Annotated in this window: 15 protein-coding genes; 5 read left to right on the top strand and 10 right to left on the bottom strand. The window is 68.8% G+C overall.

Annotated features, from left to right (window positions below; all coding sequences use genetic code 11):
* Window positions 1-436: 436 nt before the first annotated feature.
* A complete protein-coding gene (gene hrpA, locus SPF06_RS15175; protein ID WP_323279965.1) occupies window positions 437-4,486 on the top strand; it encodes an ATP-dependent RNA helicase HrpA in 4,050 nt (1,349 codons plus the stop codon).
* 37 nt (window positions 4,487-4,523) lie between these two features.
* Here hrpA and SPF06_RS15170 read toward each other — a convergent pair whose 3' ends face one another.
* From SPF06_RS15170 to SPF06_RS15160, 3 genes are read right to left on the bottom strand one after another with little or no spacing between them, the layout of a single operon-like run.
* Window positions 4,524-4,952, bottom strand: a complete 429-nt coding sequence (locus tag SPF06_RS15170; protein ID WP_323279964.1) for an HIT family protein — start codon at window positions 4,950-4,952, stop codon at window positions 4,524-4,526.
* Window positions 4,949-6,163, bottom strand: coding sequence for an NAD(P)-dependent alcohol dehydrogenase (locus SPF06_RS15165; RefSeq protein ID WP_323279963.1), 1,215 nt, complete (start codon window positions 6,161-6,163; stop codon window positions 4,949-4,951). Before SPF06_RS15165 ends, SPF06_RS15170 begins: the two co-directional genes overlap by 4 nt.
* Before the next feature lie 49 nt (window positions 6,164-6,212).
* The gene (locus tag SPF06_RS15160) at window positions 6,213-7,082 is read right to left on the bottom strand and encodes a sulfurtransferase (RefSeq protein ID WP_323279962.1); all 870 of its coding nucleotides are present in this window, start codon (window positions 7,080-7,082) and stop codon (window positions 6,213-6,215) included.
* A 50-nt stretch (window positions 7,083-7,132) separates the two neighbouring features.
* On the opposite strand from SPF06_RS15160, the gene cds1 reads away from it, so the two are divergent.
* A complete protein-coding gene (gene cds1, locus SPF06_RS15155) occupies window positions 7,133-8,251 on the top strand; it encodes an L-cysteine desulfhydrase Cds1 (protein ID WP_487399477.1) in 1,119 nt (372 codons plus the stop codon).
* A gap of 3 nt (window positions 8,252-8,254) precedes the next feature.
* Here the strand turns inward: cds1 and SPF06_RS15150 are convergent, their stop codons facing one another.
* The gene (locus SPF06_RS15150; protein ID WP_323279961.1) at window positions 8,255-8,953 is read right to left on the bottom strand and encodes an MBL fold metallo-hydrolase; all 699 of its coding nucleotides are present in this window, start codon (window positions 8,951-8,953) and stop codon (window positions 8,255-8,257) included.
* Between the two features lie 128 nt (window positions 8,954-9,081).
* Here SPF06_RS15150 and SPF06_RS15145 point away from each other — a divergent pair, with 128 nt between their 5' ends.
* Window positions 9,082-9,540, top strand: a complete 459-nt coding sequence (locus tag SPF06_RS15145) for a Fur family transcriptional regulator (protein WP_323279960.1) — start codon at window positions 9,082-9,084, stop codon at window positions 9,538-9,540.
* Between the two features lie 54 nt (window positions 9,541-9,594).
* On the opposite strand, the gene SPF06_RS15140 is transcribed toward SPF06_RS15145, so the two are convergent.
* The 6 genes from SPF06_RS15140 to SPF06_RS15115 form a co-directional block, all read right to left on the bottom strand.
* Window positions 9,595-11,094 (bottom strand): RCC1 domain-containing protein, encoded by a 1,500-nt coding sequence (locus tag SPF06_RS15140; RefSeq protein ID WP_323279959.1) that lies wholly within the window; start codon window positions 11,092-11,094, stop codon window positions 9,595-9,597.
* A gap of 213 nt (window positions 11,095-11,307) precedes the next feature.
* On the bottom strand, window positions 11,308-12,222 hold the full coding sequence (locus tag SPF06_RS15135) for a metal ABC transporter permease (RefSeq protein ID WP_323279958.1): 915 nt from the start codon (window positions 12,220-12,222) through the stop codon (window positions 11,308-11,310).
* Entirely contained in the window at window positions 12,219-13,112 is an 894-nt protein-coding gene (locus SPF06_RS15130; RefSeq protein WP_323279957.1) for a metal ABC transporter ATP-binding protein, read from the bottom strand. The genes SPF06_RS15135 and SPF06_RS15130 overlap by 4 nt, the downstream gene beginning before the upstream one ends.
* Before the next feature lie 29 nt (window positions 13,113-13,141).
* A complete protein-coding gene (locus tag SPF06_RS15125; RefSeq protein WP_323279956.1) occupies window positions 13,142-14,140 on the bottom strand; it encodes a metal ABC transporter solute-binding protein, Zn/Mn family in 999 nt (332 codons plus the stop codon).
* A gap of 126 nt (window positions 14,141-14,266) precedes the next feature.
* Window positions 14,267-15,334, bottom strand: coding sequence for a hemolysin family protein (locus SPF06_RS15120; RefSeq protein WP_323279955.1), 1,068 nt, complete (start codon window positions 15,332-15,334; stop codon window positions 14,267-14,269).
* Window positions 15,334-16,713: a hemolysin family protein gene (locus tag SPF06_RS15115; protein WP_323279954.1), complete on the bottom strand. Its 1,380-nt coding sequence runs from the start codon at window positions 16,711-16,713 to the stop codon at window positions 15,334-15,336. Before SPF06_RS15115 ends, SPF06_RS15120 begins: the two co-directional genes overlap by 1 nt.
* A gap of 383 nt (window positions 16,714-17,096) precedes the next feature.
* Between SPF06_RS15115 and SPF06_RS15110 the strand changes: the two genes are divergently transcribed.
* Window positions 17,097-20,981 (top strand): multifunctional oxoglutarate decarboxylase/oxoglutarate dehydrogenase thiamine pyrophosphate-binding subunit/dihydrolipoyllysine-residue succinyltransferase subunit, encoded by a 3,885-nt coding sequence (locus tag SPF06_RS15110; protein ID WP_323279953.1) that lies wholly within the window; start codon window positions 17,097-17,099, stop codon window positions 20,979-20,981.
* Between the two features lie 203 nt (window positions 20,982-21,184).
* Window positions 21,185-21,790: a GDSL-type esterase/lipase family protein gene (locus tag SPF06_RS15105; RefSeq protein WP_323279952.1), complete on the top strand. Its 606-nt coding sequence runs from the start codon at window positions 21,185-21,187 to the stop codon at window positions 21,788-21,790.
* Window positions 21,791-21,865: the final 75 nt, after the last annotated feature.

The raw sequence follows: 21,865 nt of genomic DNA, 5'->3' as shown, positions 1-21,865 counted from the left end.
GATCTGCGGCAGCGGTGTCGACTCTTGAGGCCGATTCGTCCCAGACGGAATAGTCGGGTTCGAAGGAGACGTTGCGAGGGAAGAGACCCCCGCCTGTGCCGAAGGACTTCCCGCCAACGGTTGCACGGCGGCGGGCGCTGTCAGAAGGACTGCTCCGGCCAGCGCGATAGCCACCGCCCTCGTTCGCACACTCATCGCCGTCACTCTGGACACTGTCAATCGCACGATTCCCCCATCTCCGATCCGACTGGCTACGGTTCCGATCCTTCACCACCTTCGCCCGTCACGTCAAGCAGAAATATCCAATATGCCAATTGAAATTTCGATTCTTAGGCACCGATCGATTCGCTTCTTGGGCACCGGTGATCGTCGCCTCTCAGCACCTACGGAATCCCTGGACGGCCTGCTTCCCTCGCCCCACTAGACTGGATCAGCCATGTCCCTGACGATCACGTACCCCAGTGCACTGCCCGTCTCCGAGCGGCGCGACGAGCTCATGGAGGCCATCGCCGCGAATCAGGTCACGATCATCGCGGGCGAGACCGGTTCGGGGAAGACGACCCAGATCCCCAAGATGTGCCTCGAACTCGGCCTCGGTGAGAAGGGCCTCATTGGGCACACCCAGCCGCGCCGCCTCGCAGCGCGGACGGTCGCGGAGCGCATCGCCGAAGAGCTCGGCGTCGAGCTCGGCCAAGAGATCGGCTTCCAAGTCCGCTTCACGGGCGAGGTGGGGCCGCAAACCAAGGTCAAGCTCATGACCGACGGCATCCTGCTCGCGGAGATCCAGCGCGACCGGCTCCTCCGCCGATATTCGACGATCATCATCGACGAGGCCCACGAGCGCAGCCTCAATATCGACTTCATCCTCGGGTACCTCAAGCGGATCCTCCCCCAGCGGCCGGACCTCAAGGTCATCATCACGTCCGCGACGATCGACCCCGAGCGGTTCGCCCGCCACTTCGCGCGCGAGCTCCCGGACGGCTCCAGCGAGTTGGCGCCCGTCATCGAGGTCTCCGGCCGCACGTTTCCGGTCGAGATCCGCTACCGCCCTCTCGTCGCCGACGCAGGCGAAGCCGACGACGACGAATCCGCCGTCGCCCGCTCCGACGACGCGCTCGAGGACGATCGCGACCCGCTCGACGCGGTGTGCGACGCCGTCGAGGAGCTCTCGCGCGAAGACCCGGGCGACATCCTCATCTTCTTCTCCGGCGAGCGCGAGATCCGCGACGCCGCCGACGCGCTCGGCTCGCGCATCCAGAAAAACCGCCTCCTCGCAAACGCCGAGATCCTGCCGCTGTACGCGCGCCTCTCGCTTGCCGAGCAGCACCGCGTCTTCACCCCGGGCGGACGACGGCGGATCATCCTTGCGACGAACGTCGCCGAGACGTCGCTCACGGTGCCAGGCATCAAGTACGTCATCGACACCGGCACGGCGCGCATCTCGCGCTACTCGCACCGCACAAAGGTCCAGCGGCTGCCGATCGAGCGCGTCTCGCAGGCATCCGCGAACCAGCGCGCAGGACGCTGCGGCCGAGTCTCGGATGGCATCTGCATCCGCCTGTACTCGGAGGAGGACTACCTCTCCCGCCCGGAGTTCACGGATCCGGAGATCCTGCGGACCAACCTCGCCGCCGTCATCCTCCAGATGACCGCGATGGGGATCGCGCGCGGACCGAAGGACGTCGAGGCCTTCCCGTTCGTCGAGCCGCCCGAGAGTCGGGCGATCAACGACGGCGTGACTCTCCTGCGCGAGCTCGGCGCCCTCGCCGAGCCGGGTCAAGCCCCGGAAGCCGAAGAGCGCGGGCGGGGCAGGCGCTCGAGCGCGCTGACCGCCGTCGGCCATCAGCTCGCCCAGCTCCCGGTCGACCCACGCCTCGGCCGCATGATCGTGGAGGCGGCCCGACGCGACTGCGCGCGCGAAGTCATGGTCCTCGCCGCCGCGCTGACGATCCAGGATCCGCGCGAGCGGCCCACGGAGAAGCGCCAGCAGGCCGACGAGAAGCACGCGCGCTTCAAGGACGAGAACTCGGACTTCTCCGCCTACCTCAACCTCTGGAATTATCTCCAAGAGCAGCAGCGCGAGCTGTCCTCGTCCGCGTTCCGCCGCCTGTGCAAGGCCGAGTTCATCAACTACCTGCGCGTGCGTGAGTGGCAGGAGCTCTTCCAGCAGCTGCGCCAGCTTGCGCGACCGCTGGGCATTAGCCTCGGCCCTGGGCGAGACACCGACCCCGTGGCGAACCACGACGCCGTGCACCAGTCGCTGCTCGCGGGCCTCCTGAGCCATATCGGCCTCCTTGACGAGCGCAAGCGAGAGTATTCCGGCGCGCGCGGCACGCGGTTCGCGATCTTCCCCGGCTCGGCGCTGTTCAAGAAGAACCCGACGTACGTCATGGCGGCGGAACTCGTCGAGACGAGCCGCCTGTGGGCGCGGACCGCAGCCAAGATCGACCCGGAATGGGCCGAGCTCGTGGCCCCGCAGCTCGTGAAGCGCACCTATTCGCAGCCGCATTGGTCCAAGCGCATGGGCTCAGTCATGGCGTACGAGAAGGTCACGCTGTACGGGGTGCCCGTCGTACCGCAGCGGCGTATCAACTACGGGCGCATCGACCCCGTGCTCGCGCGCGAGCTGTTCATCCGCCATGCCCTCGTCGAGGGCGACTGGCGCACGCACCACACGTTCTTCCAGCGCAATCGAGCCCTCCTCGAGGAAGTCGACGAACTCGAGACGCGCGTTCGCCAGCGAGGCCTTCGCGTGGACGACGAGGCCCTTTTCGACTTCTACGACGAGCGGATCCCCGCGAGCGTCGTCTCGGAGCGGCATTTCGACGCGTGGTGGAAGAAGGCCCGGCAGGCGGACGCGCACCTCCTGGACTTCGACCGTGCGCTGCTGCTGACCGATCGCGCCGAAGACCTCGACGACGCCGATTACCCGAAGGTCTGGCGGCAGGGCTCGTTCGAGCTCCCCCTCGCCTACGAGTTCCAGCCGGTCGCCCCGGGCGGGACCCCGGACCCGAACGACGGCGTCACGGCCGAGGTCCCCGTGCTCTTCCTCAACCAGCTCGACGCCGAGCCGTTCCGCTGGCAGATCCCGGGCCAGAGGGCCGACCTCGTCGCGGCGCTCATCAAGTCGCTGCCCAAGCAGATCCGAAAGAACTTCGTGCCGGCCCCGGACGTCGCGAGACAGGCCGTCGCGGCGCTCGACGCCGATTTCGACCCCCAGAGCGACGACCTCGAGCCATCCCTCGAACTCGTGCTGCGGCGCCTCAAGGGGCAGATCATCCCGCCCGACTCGTGGAACTGGGACGCGGTGCCGCCGCATCTCAAGATGTCCTTCAACGTGGTGGATTCGCGCGGCAAGGTCCTCGGCTCAGGAAAGGACCTCGCGGCTCTCCAGGAGCAGCTCGCGCCCGCGACGCGACGAGCCATTGCCGAGTCGCTGGGCGCCACACCGAAGTCCGCAGCCCCGTCAACGCGGCGAGGAGAAGGCCCCGCGACGTCGGCCGCGACTGGCCCGGCGCCGTCGGCCGCTCAAGGCACGACGGCGCAGCCAGCCTCCGGCGCACGCCTCGCCGCGCGCTCGGGGCTGGCCGAACGTACGGGATTGGCGGAGTGGACCGTGGGGACCATCCCGCGGACGGCGAGCACCGTCGTCGCCGGGCACACCGTGACGGGCTACCCCGCGCTCGTCGACGAGGGCCGTGGTACGAAGGGCCAGCAGGGGGCACGCGGCACCGCAGGCCTGCGCGTCTTCCAGACCGAAGAGGACCAGCTGCGGGCCCACCGCGCCGGAGTGATCCGCCTTCTCGCCCTGCGCATCCCACCGCCTGACCGCTACGTGCTCGAGCACCTCAACAACCGCGAGAAGCTCACGTTCAGCCAGAACCCGCACGGGAGCGTCCCCGACCTCATCGCCGACTGCGTCCTCGCGGGGATAGATCGTCTGGTGCCCGCCGAGCTCCCGTGGGACCGCGCCGCGTTCGATGCCCTCTACGACCACGTGCGGGCCGAGCTCATCGACACGGTGTTCGCAGTCACCGCGATCGCCGAACAGGTGCTCGCGGCGTCGCTGCGCATCGGCAAACAGCTCAAGGGCACCACGAGCCTCGCGCTCGTGAGCGGGCTCAATGACGTCAAGGCGCAGCTTGAGCAGCTCGTGTACCCGGGCTTTGTAGCACGCACGGGCTACACCCAGCTCGCGCACCTCCCCCGGTATCTGCGGGCCATCGAGCGTCGGCTCGAGAAGCTGCCCACGAACGTCCAGCGGGACGCGGTAGCCATGAGCACCGTCCAGGCGCTCGAGGACGATTACGACGACGCCGTCGCCGCCCTTGCGCCGACGGGCCGGAACGAGGCGAAGCTCGAAACGGTCCGATGGATGATCGAGGAGCTGCGCGTGAGCCTGTTCGCCGTCGAGCTCGGAACCGCGGGCAAGGTCTCGGAAAAGCGAGTGCGGCAGGCCCTCAACGAGGCGCTCGCCCCGGCGTGAGCGGCGGGGCGAGCGCGTCAGGCGGTAGCTGCGACTGTCAGCCCTCCGGCACGAACTCCCCGTGCCCCGCGTCGCGGAGCGCCTGGCGGATCTTCTCGGCTGCAGCCTCCATCGCGGCGGGATCGGGATTGTGCTGGGCGCGCTGGAAATTGAACTCGGCTTCGGAGCTCGCGGGCCACACGTGGACGTGCAGATGGTGCACCTCGAAGCCCGCGATGATGACGCCAGCGCGCTCGACCCCGAACGCCTCGACCTGGGCCTGCCCGATCTTCTGGGCAACATGCATGACCTGGTCGAGCAGCTCGGGCGCGGCGTCCGTCCAGCGGTCGACTTCCTCGCGGGGCACGACGAGCGTGTGCCCGTCGGCGAGGGGCCCGATGCTCAGGAAGGCTACGACGTCGTCGTCCTTCCACACGAAGCGGCCCGGGATATCGCCGTCGATGATCTTGGTGAAAATCGTGGTCATCGCTGTCCTTCCTGTGCCCCGTGCGAGGCTGCTGTCGAATCTGGTCTGAGGGTCGAGGCGTCGAGCACGAAGCGGTACTTCACGTCGCCTGCCACCATGCGGTCGTACGCCTCGTCGAGGCCGTCGGCTCCCACGAGCTCGACGTCTGCGACAATCCCGTGCTCGGCGCAGAAGTCCAGCATCTCCTGGGTCTCGGCGATTCCGCCGATGAGCGATCCCCCGTACGAGAGCCGCTGCCGGATGAGGAGCCGCGGGTCGACGGGCGGCATCGAGCCCGAGGGAAGGCTCAGCTGGAAGAGTGCCCCGTCAAGCCGCAGCGTGCGAAGGTAGTCGTTGACGTCGTGCGGCGCGGCGACCGTGTCTATGACGAGGTCGAGAGAGCGGTGCGCCGCCGCGAGCTGCTCGGGGTCGGACGTCACGACGACGTGGTCCGCGCCGAGCTCGCGCGCTGCGCCGGCCTTCGCCTCGGAACGTGTGAACACCGTGACGTCGGCTCCCATCGCCTTCGCAAGCTTCACGGCCATGTGGCCGAGCCCGCCGAGGCCCACCACGCCCACGGTCTCGCCCGGCTCGACCCCGAAATACCGAAGCGGCGAGAACGTCGTGATGCCCGCGCACAGGAGCGGCGCGGCCTCTGCAGGATCGAGCGCGTCGGGGATCCGCAGCACGAACCTCTCGTTGACCACGATCCGCTCGGAGTAGCCGCCCTGAGTTAATTCGCCGCCGTTCCGAGGATCCGGAGAACCGTAGGTGCCCACGTTCCCCCGTTCGCAGTACTGCTCGACGCCGTCGAGGCAGTTGGCGCATTCGCGGCACGAATCCACGAGGCATCCCACGCCCACGCGGTCGCCGACCGCGAACCCGCGCACGTCGCTGCCCACGCGGCGAACGCGGCCGACGATTTCGTGGCCTGGAACGAGGGGCCATGCCCGCTCGCCCCACTCGCCGCGCGTGGCGTGCACATCCGAGTGGCAGAGGCCGCAGAATTCGATGTCTATCTCGACGTCGTCCGGCTTGGGGTCGCGTCGGTGCACAGTGAGCGGCACGAGCCCGCTCCGCGACGAGGTCGCGCCGCGGGCCGCGACGTCGCTGCCCCCGGCGGGAACCTCGGCGTCGTCGGGACGGGCGGACGACGGCGGTTCGGTGACGTCGGCGGGCAGGCCGCGGCGCAGCTTGTCCGCCCCTGGCATGACGGGGCGTCCTGGAGTCATACAGCCGACGCTATCCCATCGCGCGGGCCGAGCCCATGGCACACCCGTGCTAGGCGTCCTCGCCGACCGCGACCGGGCGCTCGGGGTCGCGCGACCACTGCGAGAACGAGCCCGGATAGAGCGCGGCGTCGAAGCCGGCGATGGCGAGCGCGGCGATGTCGTGCGCCGCAGTGACGCCCGAGCCGCAGTACACGGCGACCGGCCGCCCCGGCCCGACGCCGAGGCTCTCGAAGCGGCGCCGGAGCGCGTCCGACGGAAGGAAGCTGCCGTCGTCGGCCAGGTTGCCGGCCGTCGGGGCGTTCACGGCCCCGGGAATGTGCCCCGCGCGCGGATCGACCGGCTCGACCTCGCCGCGGAACCGCTCGCCCGCACGCGCGTCGAGGAGCACGCCGTCGAACGCCCCTGCGCCGTCGGCGTCGATGGTCGGCATGACGCCGGACCGCAGGGTCACGTTCCCCGGTGCCGGGCTGCTCGGCCCCGCCTCCAGCGGGCCGCCAGCGCCCGTCCACGCCGCGAGCCCGCCGTCGAGGATCCGCACGTCGTCGATTCCCGCGTCGCGCAGCATCCACCACGCGCGAGCGGCTGCCTGCCCAGACGTCGCGTCGTACACGACGACCGCATCGCCGTCGTCGATCCCCCAGCCGCGCGCGGCGTCCTCGAAGCGTTCGGGGCTCGGAAGCGGATGGCGACCGCCAGCGGCCTCCTCGGGGCTGCCGGGTTCCACCGGGACGGCGAGCTCGGTCTCGAGGTCCGCGAACACCGCGCCGGGGATGTGGCCCGCAAGGTACGCGTCGCGGCCGTTCGGCCCGCCGAGGGCCCACCGCACGTCCACAAGGACCAGGCGGCCGGCCTCGCGGCGCTCGCGGAGCTCGGCTGCGGAAATCAGGACCGGCGTCGAATTCACCCGTGAAGTGCTCATCTCCACCACCCTAGCCCTCGCTGGCGGGCCCGACCGCATAGGCTTTCCTGGTGAATTCTCCTGCCGAACCCCGCGACGGCCGCCCGACCCTCGACCGCGATCCGCTCGGCACCGAGCGCGCATGGGCCAACGAGGCGATCCGGCGGATCGAGGCCGATTCGCGACGCAGCGCGGACACGCATCTGCACGCGATCCCGCTCCCCGCAGCATGGGGAATCGACGTCTACCTCAAGGATGAATCGACCCATCGCACGGGAAGCCTCAAGCACCGCCTCGCGCGCTCGCTCTTCCTCTTCGGCCTCGTCAACGGCTGGATCCGCGAGGGCACCACGGTCGTCGAGGCGTCGAGCGGCAGCACCGCCGTCTCCGAGGCGTATTTCGCGCGCCTCATCGGGGTGCCGTTCGTCGCCGTCATGACGCGCGGGACGAGCCGCGAGAAGATCGCGCTCATCGAGTCCTATGGCGGCCGCTGCCACTTCGTCGACACCGCCGGCGAGGTGTACGGCGAGGCCGCGCGGCTCGCGGAGGCGTGCGGCGGTCACTATCTCGATCAGTTCACCTATGCCGAGCGGGCCACGGACTGGCGAGGCAACAACAACATCGCCGAGACGATCTTCGCCCAGCTAGAAGTCGAGCGGCACCCTGTGCCGCGCTGGATCGTCGTGGGCGCGGGCACGGGCGGGACGAGCACGACGATCGGCCGCTACGTGCGGTACCGCCAGTTCGCGACGCGCCTCGCCGTCGTGGATCCGGAGAATTCTGCGTTCTACCCGAGCTGGGCCTCCGGGCAAGCGGTCGACGGCGGGGCGTCCCGGATCGAGGGCATCGGCCGTCCGCGGGTCGAGCCCAGCTTCAACCCCGCCATCGTGGACCGGATGATGCGAGTGCCCGACGGCGGCTCCGTCGCCGCGATGCGCGATCTCAAGGCCCGCTTCGGGTTCGACGCAGGGCCCTCGACCGGCACGAACCTCTGGGGCGTGTGGCAGCTCGTCGCCGAGATGCTCGCGGCGGGCGAGAGCGGGAGCATCGTGACGCTCATGTGCGACGGCGGGGCGCGCTACGCGAACTCCTACGCCGACGATGCGTGGCTCGCCGAGAACCGCCTCGACCCGACCGAGCACACGGCGACCCTCGACGAGTTCTTCGGGACCGGCCGCTGGGCGGGCTGAGGGTCAGAGCTCGACCGACTCGCCAGGCTCGAGATGCGCGAACGCCGTCCCGTAGATGTCCCCGATGCGCCGCGCATGCCCCTCGACGAGTCCAGTCCCCCGGTCGTTGAGGAGAGCATTGTGGATGGGGTAGGCGCGCCGCGCCCGCACCGCGATGATGAAGTCCACGACCTCGCCGATCTTGTTCCACGGCGCGTGGATCGGGACGAGCAAAGTGCCCACCTCAGTCCCGTGCGGGACCGTGAAAGAGTCGCCCGGGTGGAACACCTCGCCGTCCACGAGGTAGCCGATGTTGGCCACGACGGGGACGAGCGGGTGGATGAGCGCGTGCTGGCTCCCGAACGTCTGCACGCGGTAGCCGGCGGCCTCGAACTCGGTGTTCGGCTCGGCCGCGTGGATCCGGTCCGCCGCGCCGGGAGCCGCCGCCCGGAGCTGTTCGGCGACCCTGGCAGGGGCCCATGCCTCGAGGACGGGGCTCTGACCGAGGACCGCGGCGACCCGATCGACGTCGACGTGGTCCGCATGTTCGTGGGTCACGAGGAGCGCCTCAGCTCCGCGCAAGGCCTCCTCGACCTCCGAGAAGCTCCCCGGGTCGATGACGAGCACGCGGCGCGCCCCGCCGTCCTCGGGCGCTCCCCCGCCCGCCACCGGCGCGGGCTTGTCGAGGCGGACGCATGCATGGGTGTACTTGGTGAGCCTCATGCAGGCCAGTCTAGGCAGGCTTGTTAGGCTGGAATATCTGCGAATGGCTGGCGTTCTTCACAGGGAGGCCGGCAGCACGGTGTTCGCGGAGGAAGCAATCGGGCGGCTCGTCCGGGACGGAGGATGCAGTGACCGGGACGACGACGGGCCACACGCGCGCGTCCGGGGGGCGCGAGCAGCGCGTCACAAAGCAGAAGGTCGCTGTGGGCGAGGCGCTCAACGACCTCGCCGACTTCGTCTCGACCCAGGAGCTGCATCGCATCCTCCAGGAACGCGGCGCGTCGGTCTCCCTCGCGACGACGTATCGCATCGTCCAATCCATGGCCGAGGACGGCCTCGTCGACGTCCTGAGGACCGATGACGGCGAGGCGCGCTATCGGCGATGCGAGGCCCGTGGCCACCATCATCACCTCGTGTGCCGGCGGTGTGGGAAGGCCGTCGAGATCGAGGCCCCGGCCGTCGAGTCGTGGGCGAGCCGCGTGGCCGCCGAGCACGGATACACGGCGGTCGAGCACACGGTCGAGATCTTCGGGCTGTGCCCCGAATGCTCCGCGGCGGTTGCCGCCGAGAGCGGGAGCGAAGACTAGGGAAACGCCTCGGCGCGGGGCGCCGCCAAGCCACGCCCCGCGCCAGCGCGTCAATCAGGGCTGGATCGCCCAACCGCCGCCGCGGGTCGTGCAGACGCGGTCGATGCCCGTGATCGGGGTACCGTTCACGTCGACGACGAAGCCCGGGTTGGTCGTGAAGGTGAACTGGTTGCCCTTGCCCTGCCCACGTTCGCCCTCGTCCGCCGGGTTGCCGAAGCTCACAACCCGTCCGTCCGTGAGCGTGGCGAAGACTGGCGCCGAGACCGAGACATTCTTGACGGCGACGCCCGAGAGCCCCAGGGCCTGGATCACGTTGACCGAGCGGGCGAAGCGATCCGTCGTATTACCGCCGGAGACGCAGTAGGACACGCGCTGGCCCCACACCCAGATGAGCCCATCCTGGCCGAGGGCCGCGGTCACGTAGCTCGAGTCCGTGTAAGGGCTCGAGTGCACAGCGAGGCTCTTGGCGAGGAGCGGAGTGCCCTGCGAGCCGGCCCACACCTGCTGGGCGTAGGTTGTGTTGGCAGTGGAGGTCCCGGTGTAGGACCTCACCGACCACACTGTTCCGTCCGCCTTGCGTGCCGTGATCTGCGGATTGGCACCTGCCGCGATCTCGACGACGCCCGTAAGGTCGCTGCCATCCTGGAGCTTCACCGTGGTGGGAGAAGGCCCCGAGTCGACGGACTTCAGGATGTACACCTTCCCGTCCGAGGCCAGTCCGACCGCACCGGCGACGTCGCTCCAGAAATGCGCGATCTGCACGAAGGTCACGCCCGCAGGGTTCCGCACCTGGGCAGACGTGAGGTTCGTCGTGACGTAATGCGAGGTGAAGACGCGTCCCTGAGAGGTCAGGATGGCGATCACCTGAGGTCCGCCGGCGAGCGAGGCCATCGTCTCGCCGGAATTGAGCGCGATCGAGCGGTTGACTTTCGTGACCGCGGCACCCGCGAACGACACGTAGGAAAGCCCATCCGGCGAGATCATGTACGTGTGCTCGTCGCCGACCTGGGCGACGTCGCGATAGTTGCTCCATCCCTGGTCGACGACCTTCTGCGGATTTGCCGCATACGGGCGGTTGTAGGGGGTCTGCGAGCTCCCGGTACCGTTCATGGTCCCGTAGCCCCACACGAGCCCGCGCCCCGCGAGCGGCACGGGAACAAGGGTGACCGTCAGCGTCGTCGTGCCCGGAGAGAAGCCCTTGGCCGTCGCGGTGAGCACGGCCGAGGCAATAGCGCTGCCGGGAGCCTGGACCGTGCCGAGCGAGAAGGCACCCGTCGCCGGGTTGACGGCCACGGTGATGTTCCCGCTGAAGTCGGACGGATAGGCGATCGTGACGGTGGCCGGGTAGCTTCCCGAGGTCAGGATCACCTTGCCGGTGATCGTCGTGTAGGTGCCGCCGGCGCTCGTCGAATAGTTGGGGCTGTCAAACTGGATGGATCCCGATCCCGACGCCGCCGCCAAAGGAGTTGCTGCCGCGGCAACGACAACCGGTGCCGACCAGGCTGCGCCGTACAGAACGGTACGTCGGTTAACTGGCTTCCTCTGTTCTTCCATGCGCGAGGGCCCTTTCTAGGGGTGCGAGCTGCTTTCCAGGGCTGCGGATGGCCGCGCCCTACTCACCCTAAGGAGCCGACATCGCGATCTCAGTGGCTAGGCGACACACCTAGTCGCGAAAGATTCTCAGCTGCCGCACATTTAAGTGGCGGAGTGCGTGCACTGAGGCACACAGGCTCCTCACCGCTCAGTGGTTCGCACGTCCCAGCGAGGCTAGGCGGCGGGGGTCTGAGCGCGCGATGGCCTCCGGGCCACATCGGCGGCCGCTACGCGGCCGCCGCTCCCCCACCGGCTGCGTAGCGCGCCGACGCCCGCGCACGCGGCATAGATCATGAAGGAGAGCGTCGTGACGTACGGGCTGATGGGGATCCTGCCTCCCAGCGAGAGCAGGATCCCGCCCACCGTCGCCGTCACGGCGAAGACGACGCTCAGAAGCACGGCGAGGGCGGGAGACGCGGTGATCCTCTGCGCTGCGGCCGCGGGGGTGATGAGGAGTGCGAGGACCAGAAGCGCGCCGACCACTTGGATCGAGAGTGCGACGCTCACCCCCAGCAGGAACATGAACAGGATCCCGAGGAAGCGCACGGGCACGCCGCGCGCCTGGGCCATCTCGGCGTCGACGCTGGCAAACGAAAGAGGCCGCCACACGGCCGCAAGCATGACGACGACGGCGAGCGCCGCGCCCGCAAGGACCTGGAGCTGGACAGTGTCGACCGCGACGATCTGCCCTGTGAGGAGCCCGAACTTGTTCGCCGAACGCCCTTGATACAGGGAGAGAAACAGAATTCCGAGGCCGAGTCCGAAGGGCATGAGCACGCCGATGATCGAGTTCTTGCTGCGCGCGCGCCCGCCCATGAGGCCGATCGTGAGCGCGGCGAAGATCGAGCCGACGAGGGAGCCCGTCACGACGTCGGTCCCCACGAGGAGGGCGAAAGCCGCGCCCGCGAAGGAAAGCTCCGAGATTCCGTGCACCGCGAACGCGAGGTCACGCCGCACGACGAACGTGCCCACGAGGCCGCCCAGGAGTCCCAGGACGGCGCCGGCCCACACTGAGTTCTGGACGAGGGCGAGGATCTCGCCGTAGTTCTCGAACGAGAAGATCGAACTCCAGATGTCCGCGAGGCTCATGCTTCCTCCTCGACACCCTGGTCGAGCGCAAGCGCCGAGTGCACGTGGTCGTGGTGGAGGTGCGTCGTCGCATCGGGCAGCCCGAGGACGACGATCCTGCCATTGACCCGCGAGACTTCCACATTGCTTCCATAGAGGTCCGAGAGGACCTCGGTTGTCATGACCTCCTCAGGCGAGCCGATGCGGAACTGGCCCTGCGCGAGGTAGAGGATGCGGTCCACATAGTCGAGGATCGGATTGATCTCATGCGTCACGAAAACGACGGCGGCGCCCGTCTCGGAGCGCTGACGGTCGATGAGCGCGCTCACGGCCTGCTGATGGTTGAGGTCGAGCGCGAGGAGCGGCTCGTCGCACAGGAGCACGGACGGACCGCCCGCGATGGCCTGCGCAACGCGGAGCCGCTGGAGCTCGCCGCCCGAGAGCTGGCCTACCGGGACCTTCGCGTAGGCGGACGCCCCGACTCGCTCGAGCAGGCTGTCGATCTCGTTGTCGGCCCTTCTCCGTGCGAGGCGAAGGCCCCAGCGGTGGCCATCCACGCCAAGGCCCACGAGATCGCGGGCCCTGAGCGATGCGTCCGAGGCGAAGCCCTTCTGCTGGGGGATGTAGCCGATGTCGCGTCCGGCCGCCCCTGCCGGGTGCCCCGCGATCGTGGCGCTTCCCGACGTGAGCTTCAGGAGCCCGAGCAGCACCTTGAGGAAGCTCGTCTTCCCACTCCCGTTGGGCCCGAGGACCGCGAAGAACTCCCCCGGGCGGATGTCGAGGTCGAGTCCGCTCCAGAGGGTCCGCGGGCCGAACGCGAGGGAGGCTCCGCGAAGCGCGACGGCGGAAGCGGAGGGCCGGGTGCCACCAGGCCCGGCAATTCCCCGGGCACGCCCGCCGTCGACTGTCATGATTGACAAGTCTAGGCGAGGCGCACCCCTCAGTTGGCCCCTCCCAGCGCCTTTGCGAGAGCATCGGCGTTGGCGGTCATCCAGCTCACGTAGTCCGAGCCCTCGGGCATCGTCTCGAGGAAATCGACGACGGGAACATTGGCACCCTCGGCGAACTTCCGGAGCGTGAGGATCTGCTGCGTCTCGGTCTGGGGGTTGAACGCCAGGAGCTTCACGTCATGCCCCGAGATCAGGTCCTGCATGCCCTTGAGCGCCGCCGGCGGAACGTCGTTGCCCGCTTCGGACGCCGCACTGAACTCCTCGGGCGTCTTGTTCTCGAGCCCCGCCGCTTCGAGCATGTACAGGGGCACGGGCTCCGTGATGGCCACGCCCTCACCGTGGTGCGCGGCCTTGATCGCGCTGAGCTTCGACGCGACGCCAGAGAGCTTGCCTTCCCACTGCGCGGCACGGTCCTTGAAGCCCTGGGCATCGGCTGGATCGAGCTTGCCGAGCTTCGCGGCGAGCGCGTCGGCGACCTTCTTCATGGCGTCCTGGCTGTACCACACGTGCTCGTTGAACTCGTCCTTCGCCTCGGACGAGGCCGACGTGCTGGCGGACGGCGACGCCTCGTCGTGGTGCAGGCCGGACTCCTCGACGGCGCTGACGAGGCTGTCCGCCGAGAGCTTCGCCTCGTTTGCGAGCTTGACCATGAAATCGTCGTAGCCATGGCCATTGAGCACGACGAGCTTGGCCTTCGAGACGGCGACGCGGTCCTGGCTCGTCGCCTCGTACGAGTGCGGATCCTGGCTCGGCTTGGAGATGATCGACGTGACCGAGACCTTGTCCCCGCCGACCTGCTTGACGATGTCCCCGTACACGTTGGTCGACGCGACGACGGCGATCTGCCCCGCCGTCGAACCCGAGCTGGGGCCCGCGGCCGACTGGGCGCCGCACGCGCTCAGCGCGAGCGCCCCGGCCACGAGCGATCCGGCGAGGGCGAGTCCCCGCGCGGCAAGGCGGGCAGAAGCGGGACGGACAGAAGGCGACACGGGAAATCCTCGGTTCACGGCGGGCGACACGGACGGCCCTCTCGGGCTAATGCGAATGCATCACATTCACAACACCGACCACTGTAGCGCTTCTTGGGAATAATTCCCATTTAGCTCGCAGCGGCCTCACGCGCCGCCGTTCTCCCCTGTCCTCCGAACCCGGCTCTGCGTCGCATCGCGGATCTCCCCGACGAGCTGCTCGATGACGTCTTCGAGGAACAGCACGCCCCGAGTCCGTCCCTCCCGATCGATCGCACGGGCCACGTGCAGGCCGCTCTTCTGCATCGACGTGAGCGCATCCTCGATGGTCACGTCGAGCCCGATGTTCGCGAGGGAGCGCACGCGCGTCTCGCCGATCGGCCGCTCGCGCGTCACCTCCGGGATGGCGAGGACGTCCTTGACATGGAGGTAGCCGGCGAGCTCGCCGTCGTCGTCGACCATCGGGAAGCGGGAGAAGCCCGTCTTCGCGACGGCCTTCTCGAACGCGGCGGGCGTCGTCGACGTCGGAAGCGTCACGATCTCGCCCACCGGGACCATGATCGACGCGACGGTCTGGTCTGAGAACTCGAGCGCCCCCGAAAGCAGGCCCGATTCGTCGTCGACGAGCCCTGAGCGCGTGGAGACCTCGACGATCGACTGGACTTCCTCGAGCGTGAACGACGACGCGACTTCATCCTTCGGCTCGACGCGCAGGAGCTTGAGCACACCATTCGCGGCCCAGTTGAGCGCGACGATGACCGGACGCACCACGCGGGACACGGCAACGAGGGCCGGCGCGAGGATGATGGCCGCGCGATCTGCCGCCGAAACCGAGATGTTCTTCGGAACCATCTCGCCGAACGTCACGTGCAGGAACGTCACGAGCGCGAGCGCGACGACGAACGCGATGGTGTCCGCGACCTCGACGGGGATGTCGAGGAACGTGAGCGGGACGCCGATCAGGTCGTGGATGGCCGGTTCGGCGACCTGGAGCAGGAGCAGCGAGCAGACCGTGATGCCGAGCTGGGCGCACGCGAGCATGAGCGAGACGTGCTCCATGGCCCTGAGGGTCGTCGCGGCGCGCGTCGATCCCGCGTCGGCGAGCGGCTCGATCTGGCTGCGCCGGGCAGACATGATGGCGAATTCGGCGCCGACGAAGAACGCGTTGCCGAGCAGCAGGATGACGAGCCAGACGATTCCTCCCCAGTCGCCCATCACGCGTCAGCCCCTTTCGCCGTCCTGGCGTGCGGCTTTCCGGCCTGCCGTCCGTCTGGGCTTGCCTCCTGCGCGCCCTCCGGCGCAGGCTCGCGGTCGGGCGAGAAACGCAGCCGGTCGACGCGGCGGCCGTCCATGCGAGTCACCTCGAGCAGCCCGCCGACGACGTCGACGCGGTCGCCCGCCGCGGGAACGCGGCCGAGCACGCTCATGACGTAGCCGCCCACGGTCTCGTAGGCGGGGCTGTCCTCGACGACGAGCCCGGGCACATGCTCCGATACCTCGTCCGGTCGCATGAGACCAGGGAAATACCAATCCCCTGCGGCGCTTTGGAGGACCCCCGGAACAAGCCGGTCATGCTCGTCCGATACCTCGCCGACGATCTCCTCGACGAGGTCTTCGAGCGTCACGACGCCTGCCGTCCCCCCGTATTCGTCGAGGACGACCGCGAGCTGGAGGTTCCCGTCGCGCAATTGCGAGATGAGCGCGTCGAGATGGATGGTCTCGGGAACCCGGAGCACGTCCGTCATGATCGCCCCCGCCTCGATCGACGCGCGCTTCCTCGCAGGGACAGCGACGGCCTTCTTGACGTGCACGAGCCCGCGCACGTCGTCGGGCGAATCTCCGATGACGGGGAAGCGCGAGTGGCCGGTGGCGCGCGCGGCCGTGATGACCGCCTCGACAGGGTCAGTCGCCTCGATCGTCGTCACGCGCATGCGCGGCGTCATGACGTCGGCCGCCGTGCGCTCGGCGAAGCTCAGGGTGCGCGAGACGAAGCGGGCGGTCCCTTCGTCGAGCGTGCCGAGCTCGGCCGAGCGGCGCACGAGCGAGGCAAGCTCAGCAGGCGAGCGTGCACCCGATATCTCTTCCTGCGCCTCGATCCCCATCGCACGGAGGACGCGGTTCGCGAAACCGTTGAGCAGGAGGATCGCGGGCCGGAAGAGTGCCGTGAAGACGAGCTGGGGGCGGGCGACGGCGCGGCCCACCGCGAGCGCGCGGGCGATCGCGAGGTTCTTCGGCACGAGTTCGCCGAGAAGCATGGAACCGAGGGTCGCGATGATCATCGCGATGACCAGCGAGACCGCGTGGGCACCGGGGAGGCCGAGTGCGGCGAGCGGCGTCTCGAGGAGCTTGCCGACGGACGGCTCCATGACGAAGCCGGTCAGGAGGGTCGTGAGCGTGATGCCGAGCTGGCAGCTCGACAGCTGGGTCGAGAGGGTCGTGACGCACTGCATGAGTGCCTTCGCGCCCTTCTCGCCGAGGTCAATGCTCCGCTGGACGGTCGAATGGTCGAGGGCGACAAGCGAGAACTCGACGGAGACGAAGAAGCCAGTGCCGAGCACCAAGACGACGCCAGCCAGGAGAAGGAGCCACTCCATTCAGGCCTCGACCACCCGGGCAGAAGACGGGAGCGGTCGTGAACGCAGCCGATTTCGACGGCGCGTAGAAATAAATGGGGTTCGGAAACTGGATCGGTGAGGGTCATCGTCCATAGCCCTCTCAGCTTATCAGCCGCCTTTGCGCCACACGCGGGCCCCAACCCGTTGCCATACGATGTGACACTCGGCACGGATTGCCCGTTTCGCGCGCAGGCTCACTAGACTAGTCGGGAGTGTGGGCGCGAAGGCCGAAATCCCAGCGTTCACGGTGGCAGGCGGCTCCTGTCCCGACGTCGACCGCCTGCCGGGACATGGCCCCGACGGCTGGTCTGCTCATGACCGGGTGAAGGGCCGAATAGATCGATGGAAGAGGCGTATTCCCCGTGCCAGAACTGCCAACCCACCGCCTGCCCGAAGAATTCGGCGGGAATGAGTGGCTTGTCGACGAGCTCTATGAGCAGTATCAGAAGAACAGGAACTCGGTCGACTCGAAGTGGTGGCCCCTGTTCGAATCCTTCGAAGCCGATTCCGCGGGTGGCGGATCGGCGGCGAGCAGCTCCGCCGTCGTCAACGGCGCGCTGAAGCCGGGCTCCGTCGACACACTCACGCGCGAACTCCCCAAGACCGGCACACCGACGACAGCCACGGGCACCGCCGCCCCCCAGGCCGCCGCACCTGCCGCGCCCGTCCAGCCCGCGGCGACGCTGCCCACCCCCACGCCGGCTTCCCCCACCGCACCCGCCCCAGCCAAGCCCGCCTCCCCGCCCACGGCAGCTCCCGCGCCCAAGAAGGGCGCCGCCGCCGTCGTCCGTGACGGCGCCCGCCCCTCGGCAACGAGCCCGATTCCCGCCCAGCTGCCCAAGTCGGCCAAGGACGAGACCGTCGAGGAAGACGTCGTCACGACCCTTCGGGGGCCGTCCAAGGCCATCGCGGCCAACATGATCACGAGCCTCGAGGTCCCCACGGCCACGACCGTCCGCGCGGTCCCCGCGAAGCTCCTCATGGACAACCGTGTCGTGATCAACAACCACCTCACGCGCGTCCGCGGGGGCAAGGTGTCCTTCACGCACCTCATCGGCTTCGCCGTGATCCGCGCCCTCAAGCTCATGCCGTCGATGAACGTGAGCTATGACGAAGTCGACGGCAAGCCCGTCGCCGTCCAGCACGCACACGTGAACTTCGGCATCGCGATCGACCTCCCGGGGAAGGATGGCACGCGCCTGCTCGTCGTCCCGAACGTCAAGAAGGCCGAGACCATGAACTTCTCGGAGTTCTGGCACACGTACGAGGACCTCATCAAGCGCGCCCGCTCGGGCAAGCTGACCGCGGACGACTATGCCGGAACGACCGTCTCGCTCACCAACCCGGGCGGCATCGGCACAGTCCACTCCGTTCCGCGCCTCTCGAAGGGACAGGCCGCGATCGTCGGTGTCGGCGCCCTCGAGTACCCGGCCGAGTTCCAGGGCTCGTCCGAGAAGATCCTCGCGCTCCAGGCCGTGGGCAAGATCATCACGCTGACCTCGACCTACGACCACCGCGTGATCCAGGGCGCGGGCTCGGGCGAGTTCCTCCGCATCGTGCACCAGCTCCTCCTCGGCGAGCAGGGCTTCTACGACGAGATCTTCGAGGCGCTCCGCATCCCGTACGAGCCCGTCCGCTGGAGCCCCGACCTCCAGGTCAACCCCGAGGACACCATCAACAAGGTGGCCCGGATCCAGCAGCTCATCCACGCGTACCGCGTGCGCGGTCACCTCATGGCGGACACGAACCCGCTCGAGTACGTCCAGCGCCGTCACCCCGACCTCGACGTGCTCACGTACGGCCTCACGCTGTGGGACCTCGACCGCGAATGGCCCACGGGCGGCTTCGGCGGCAAGCCGAAGATGAAGTTCCGCGACATCCTCGGAGTGCTCCGCGACGCCTACTGCCGCACGACGGGAACGGAGTACATGCACCTCCAGGAACCCGCCGAGCGCAAGTGGTTCCAGGACGAGATCGAGCACGCTTACAAGAAGCCGAGCCGCGAGGAGCAGCTCCGCATCGTGTCCCGCCTCAACGCGGCCGAGGCGTTCGAGACGTTCCTCCAGACGAAGTTCGTCGGCCAGAAGCGCTTCTCGCTCGAAGGCGGCGAATCGCTCATCCCGATGCTCGACGCGATCCTCTCCGAGGCGGCCGAGGACGGCCTCGACGAGGTAGGCATCGGCATGGCCCACCGCGGGCGCCTCAACGTGCTCACGAACATCGCGGGCAAGACCTACGCCCAGGTGTTCCGGGAGTTCGAGGGCACCCAGGACCCGCGCAGCGTCCAGGGCTCGGGCGACGTCAAGTACCACCTCGGCACCGAGGGCACGTTCACGGCCGAGAACGGCAAGCAGACCAAGGTCTACCTCGCCGCCAACCCGTCGCACCTCGAGGCCGTTGACCCGGTCCTCGAGGGCATCGTCCGCGCGAAGCAGGACCGGCTCGACACGGGCGAGGCGTTCCCCGTCCTGCCGATCCTCGTCCACGGCGACGCGGCGTTCGCGGGCCAGGGCGTCGTCGCCGAGACACTCAACCTCTCGCAGCTGCGCGGCTACCGCACAGGCGGCACGATTCACATCATCGTGAACAACCAGGTCGGCTTCACGACGTCGCCGTCCGCCTCGCGCTCGTCGGTCTACTCGACCGACGTCGCGAAGATGGTCCAGGCGCCGATCTTCCACGTCAACGGCGATGACCCCGAGGCCGTCGTCCGCGTGGCCCAGCTCGCGTACCGGTTCCGCGAGCGCTTCCACAAGGACGTCGTGATCGACCTCGTCTGCTATCGCCGCCGCGGGCACAACGAGGGCGACGACCCGTCGATGACGCAGCCTCTCATGTACAACCTCATCGAGGCGAAGCGCTCGGTCCGCAAGCTCTACACCGAGAGCCTCATCGGGCGCGGCGACATCACGCAGGACGAGGCCGAGCAGCTGCTCCGCGACTACCAGGAGCGTCTCGAGCGCGTCTTCGCCGAGACGCACGCCGCGCAGACCTCGCCGATCCCGATCGTCACGAGCGACCTCAAGGCGGTTTCCGACCTCGAGCGCCCGATCTCGCAGCAGCAGGAGGACTCGACGGGCGAGCGCCACCCCGAGTCGACGGCGATCAGCACGGACACCCTCGCGCGCGTCGGCAAGGTGCACCTCGAGATCCCCGAGGACTTCGCGGTCCACCCCAAGCTCAAGCAGCTCCTCGAGCGCCGCGAGCAGATGTCCCGCGAGGGCGGGATCGACTGGGGCTTCGGCGAGCTCGCGGCCTTCGCGACCCTCGTCATGGAGGGCGTCCCGGTCCGCCTCGCCGGCCAGGACTCACGCCGTGGCACGTTCGTCCAGCGCCACGCGGTCTTCCACGACCGCAACTCGGGTGCGGAATGGATGCCGCTCGGGAACCTCTCCGACGGTCAGGCGAAGCTTGCGATCTACGATTCGTCCCTCTCCGAGTACGCCGCGCTCGGCTTCGAGTACGGCTATTCGGTCGAGCGGCCGGAGGCGCTCGTGCTGTGGGAGGCGCAGTTCGGCGACTTCGTCAACGGCGCCCAGACGGTCATCGACGAATTCATCTCGTCGGCCGAGCAGAAGTGGGGCCAGCGCTCGTCGGTGGTCATGCTCCTCCCCCACGGCTACGAGGGCCAGGGTCCGGACCACTCGTCGGCCCGCATCGAGCGCTTCCTCCAGCTGTGCGCCGAGGACAACATGATCGTCGCGCATCCGAGCACTCCTGCGTCGCACTTCCACCTCTTGCGCCGCCAGGCCTACAGCCGCCCGCGCAAGCCGCTCATCGTCTTCACGCCGAAGCAGCTCCTGCGTCTCAAGGCCGCGGCGTCCCCCGTCGAGGAGTTCACGAGCGGCACGTTCCGCCCGGTCATCGGGGAGCACGAGAACCTCGATCCGAACGGCGTGCAGCGCGTGCTCCTCGTCTCGGGCCGCCTGTACTACGACCTGCTCGCGCAGCGCACGAAGGCGAAGGACACGACGACCGCGATCGTCCGGCTCGAGCAGCTCTACCCGCTGCCCGAGGCCGAGATCCAGGCGGAGCTCGCGAAGTACCCGAACGCCGAGGTGGTCTGGGCTCAGGACGAGCCCGCGAACCAGGGTGGATGGTCCTTCATGGCCCTCAACCTTGCACCGACGCTCGGCCGCCCGCTCGGGCTTGTCTCGCGCCCGGCGTCGGCGGCAACGTCGGCCGGTTCGATGAAGCGGCACACGGCTGAGGAGACCACGCTCCTCGAGGAGTGCTTCCAGTTCTGACGCGCTCGTGGCGCCCCCGGGTGCCACGCGGTCGACGGCGGCCCGCGCCTTCCCGACGGAGGGTGCGGGCCGCCGTCGTCCTCCGTCGGTGCGAAGACCCGCGAAGGACTCCCCGCCTCCGCTGTCCCGCGGGCTCGGTTCGCTAGACTCGGGAGCCGAGAGAGCCGTGCGCGGACGGCGCCGGCAGGGACGTGGAGGGGCGCATGGCGCAGGAGAGGAAAGTTCGCCTCGCGGCGATCGGCGACGAGCTGCTGGCGGGGAACGGCGACCCCCGCGCGCTCGGCTGGCTCGGGCGTGTCCTCGCACGGACGCCGCGCGAGGAGCTCACGCTCGAGAGCTACGTGCTCGCGGCCCCCGAGGAGGGCACGGAGTCCCTTTCGACCCGATGGCTTGCCGAGGCTCAGCGACGGTTTGGCGACGGGTATGAGAACCGGCTCGTGATCGGGCTCTCGGGACGCGACATCGAGTTCGGCATCTCGCCGGCCCGAAGCCGCCTCAACGTGGCCAACATCCTCGACAGCGCGGCGCAGAACAGCGCCGAGGTGTTCGTCGTCGGGCCCCCGCCGACGCTCGACCCGGTCCAGAACCGGCGGCTCGCCGAGCTCAACACAGCTTTCGCCGACGTGACGACGCGGCGCAAGCACTACTACGTCGACACGTTCTCGCCGCTCCTGAACCACGAGCAGTGGCGCACCGATCTCGGGGCGAACGCGGGCGCGCCAGGGCAAGCCGGCTACGGCCTCATCGCGTGGCTCGTCCTGCACCGCGGGTGGTTCCCGTGGCTCCGGCTCTCCCAGCCGCAGCAGTAGTCCCCCTTTCTTTCGTTCAGGTCAGCTCCCGTGGGTTAGGTCCGGGAGCTGACCCCTGAACGTATTCGCGGGGCC

Origin of the sequence: Sinomonas terricola, assembly GCF_034931225.1 — a bacterium.
GTDB lineage: Bacteria > Actinomycetota > Actinomycetes > Actinomycetales > Micrococcaceae > Sinomonas > Sinomonas terricola.
The sequence above is the reverse complement of the archived record's forward strand: the minus strand, read 5'-3'. Positions and strand labels throughout refer to the sequence as shown.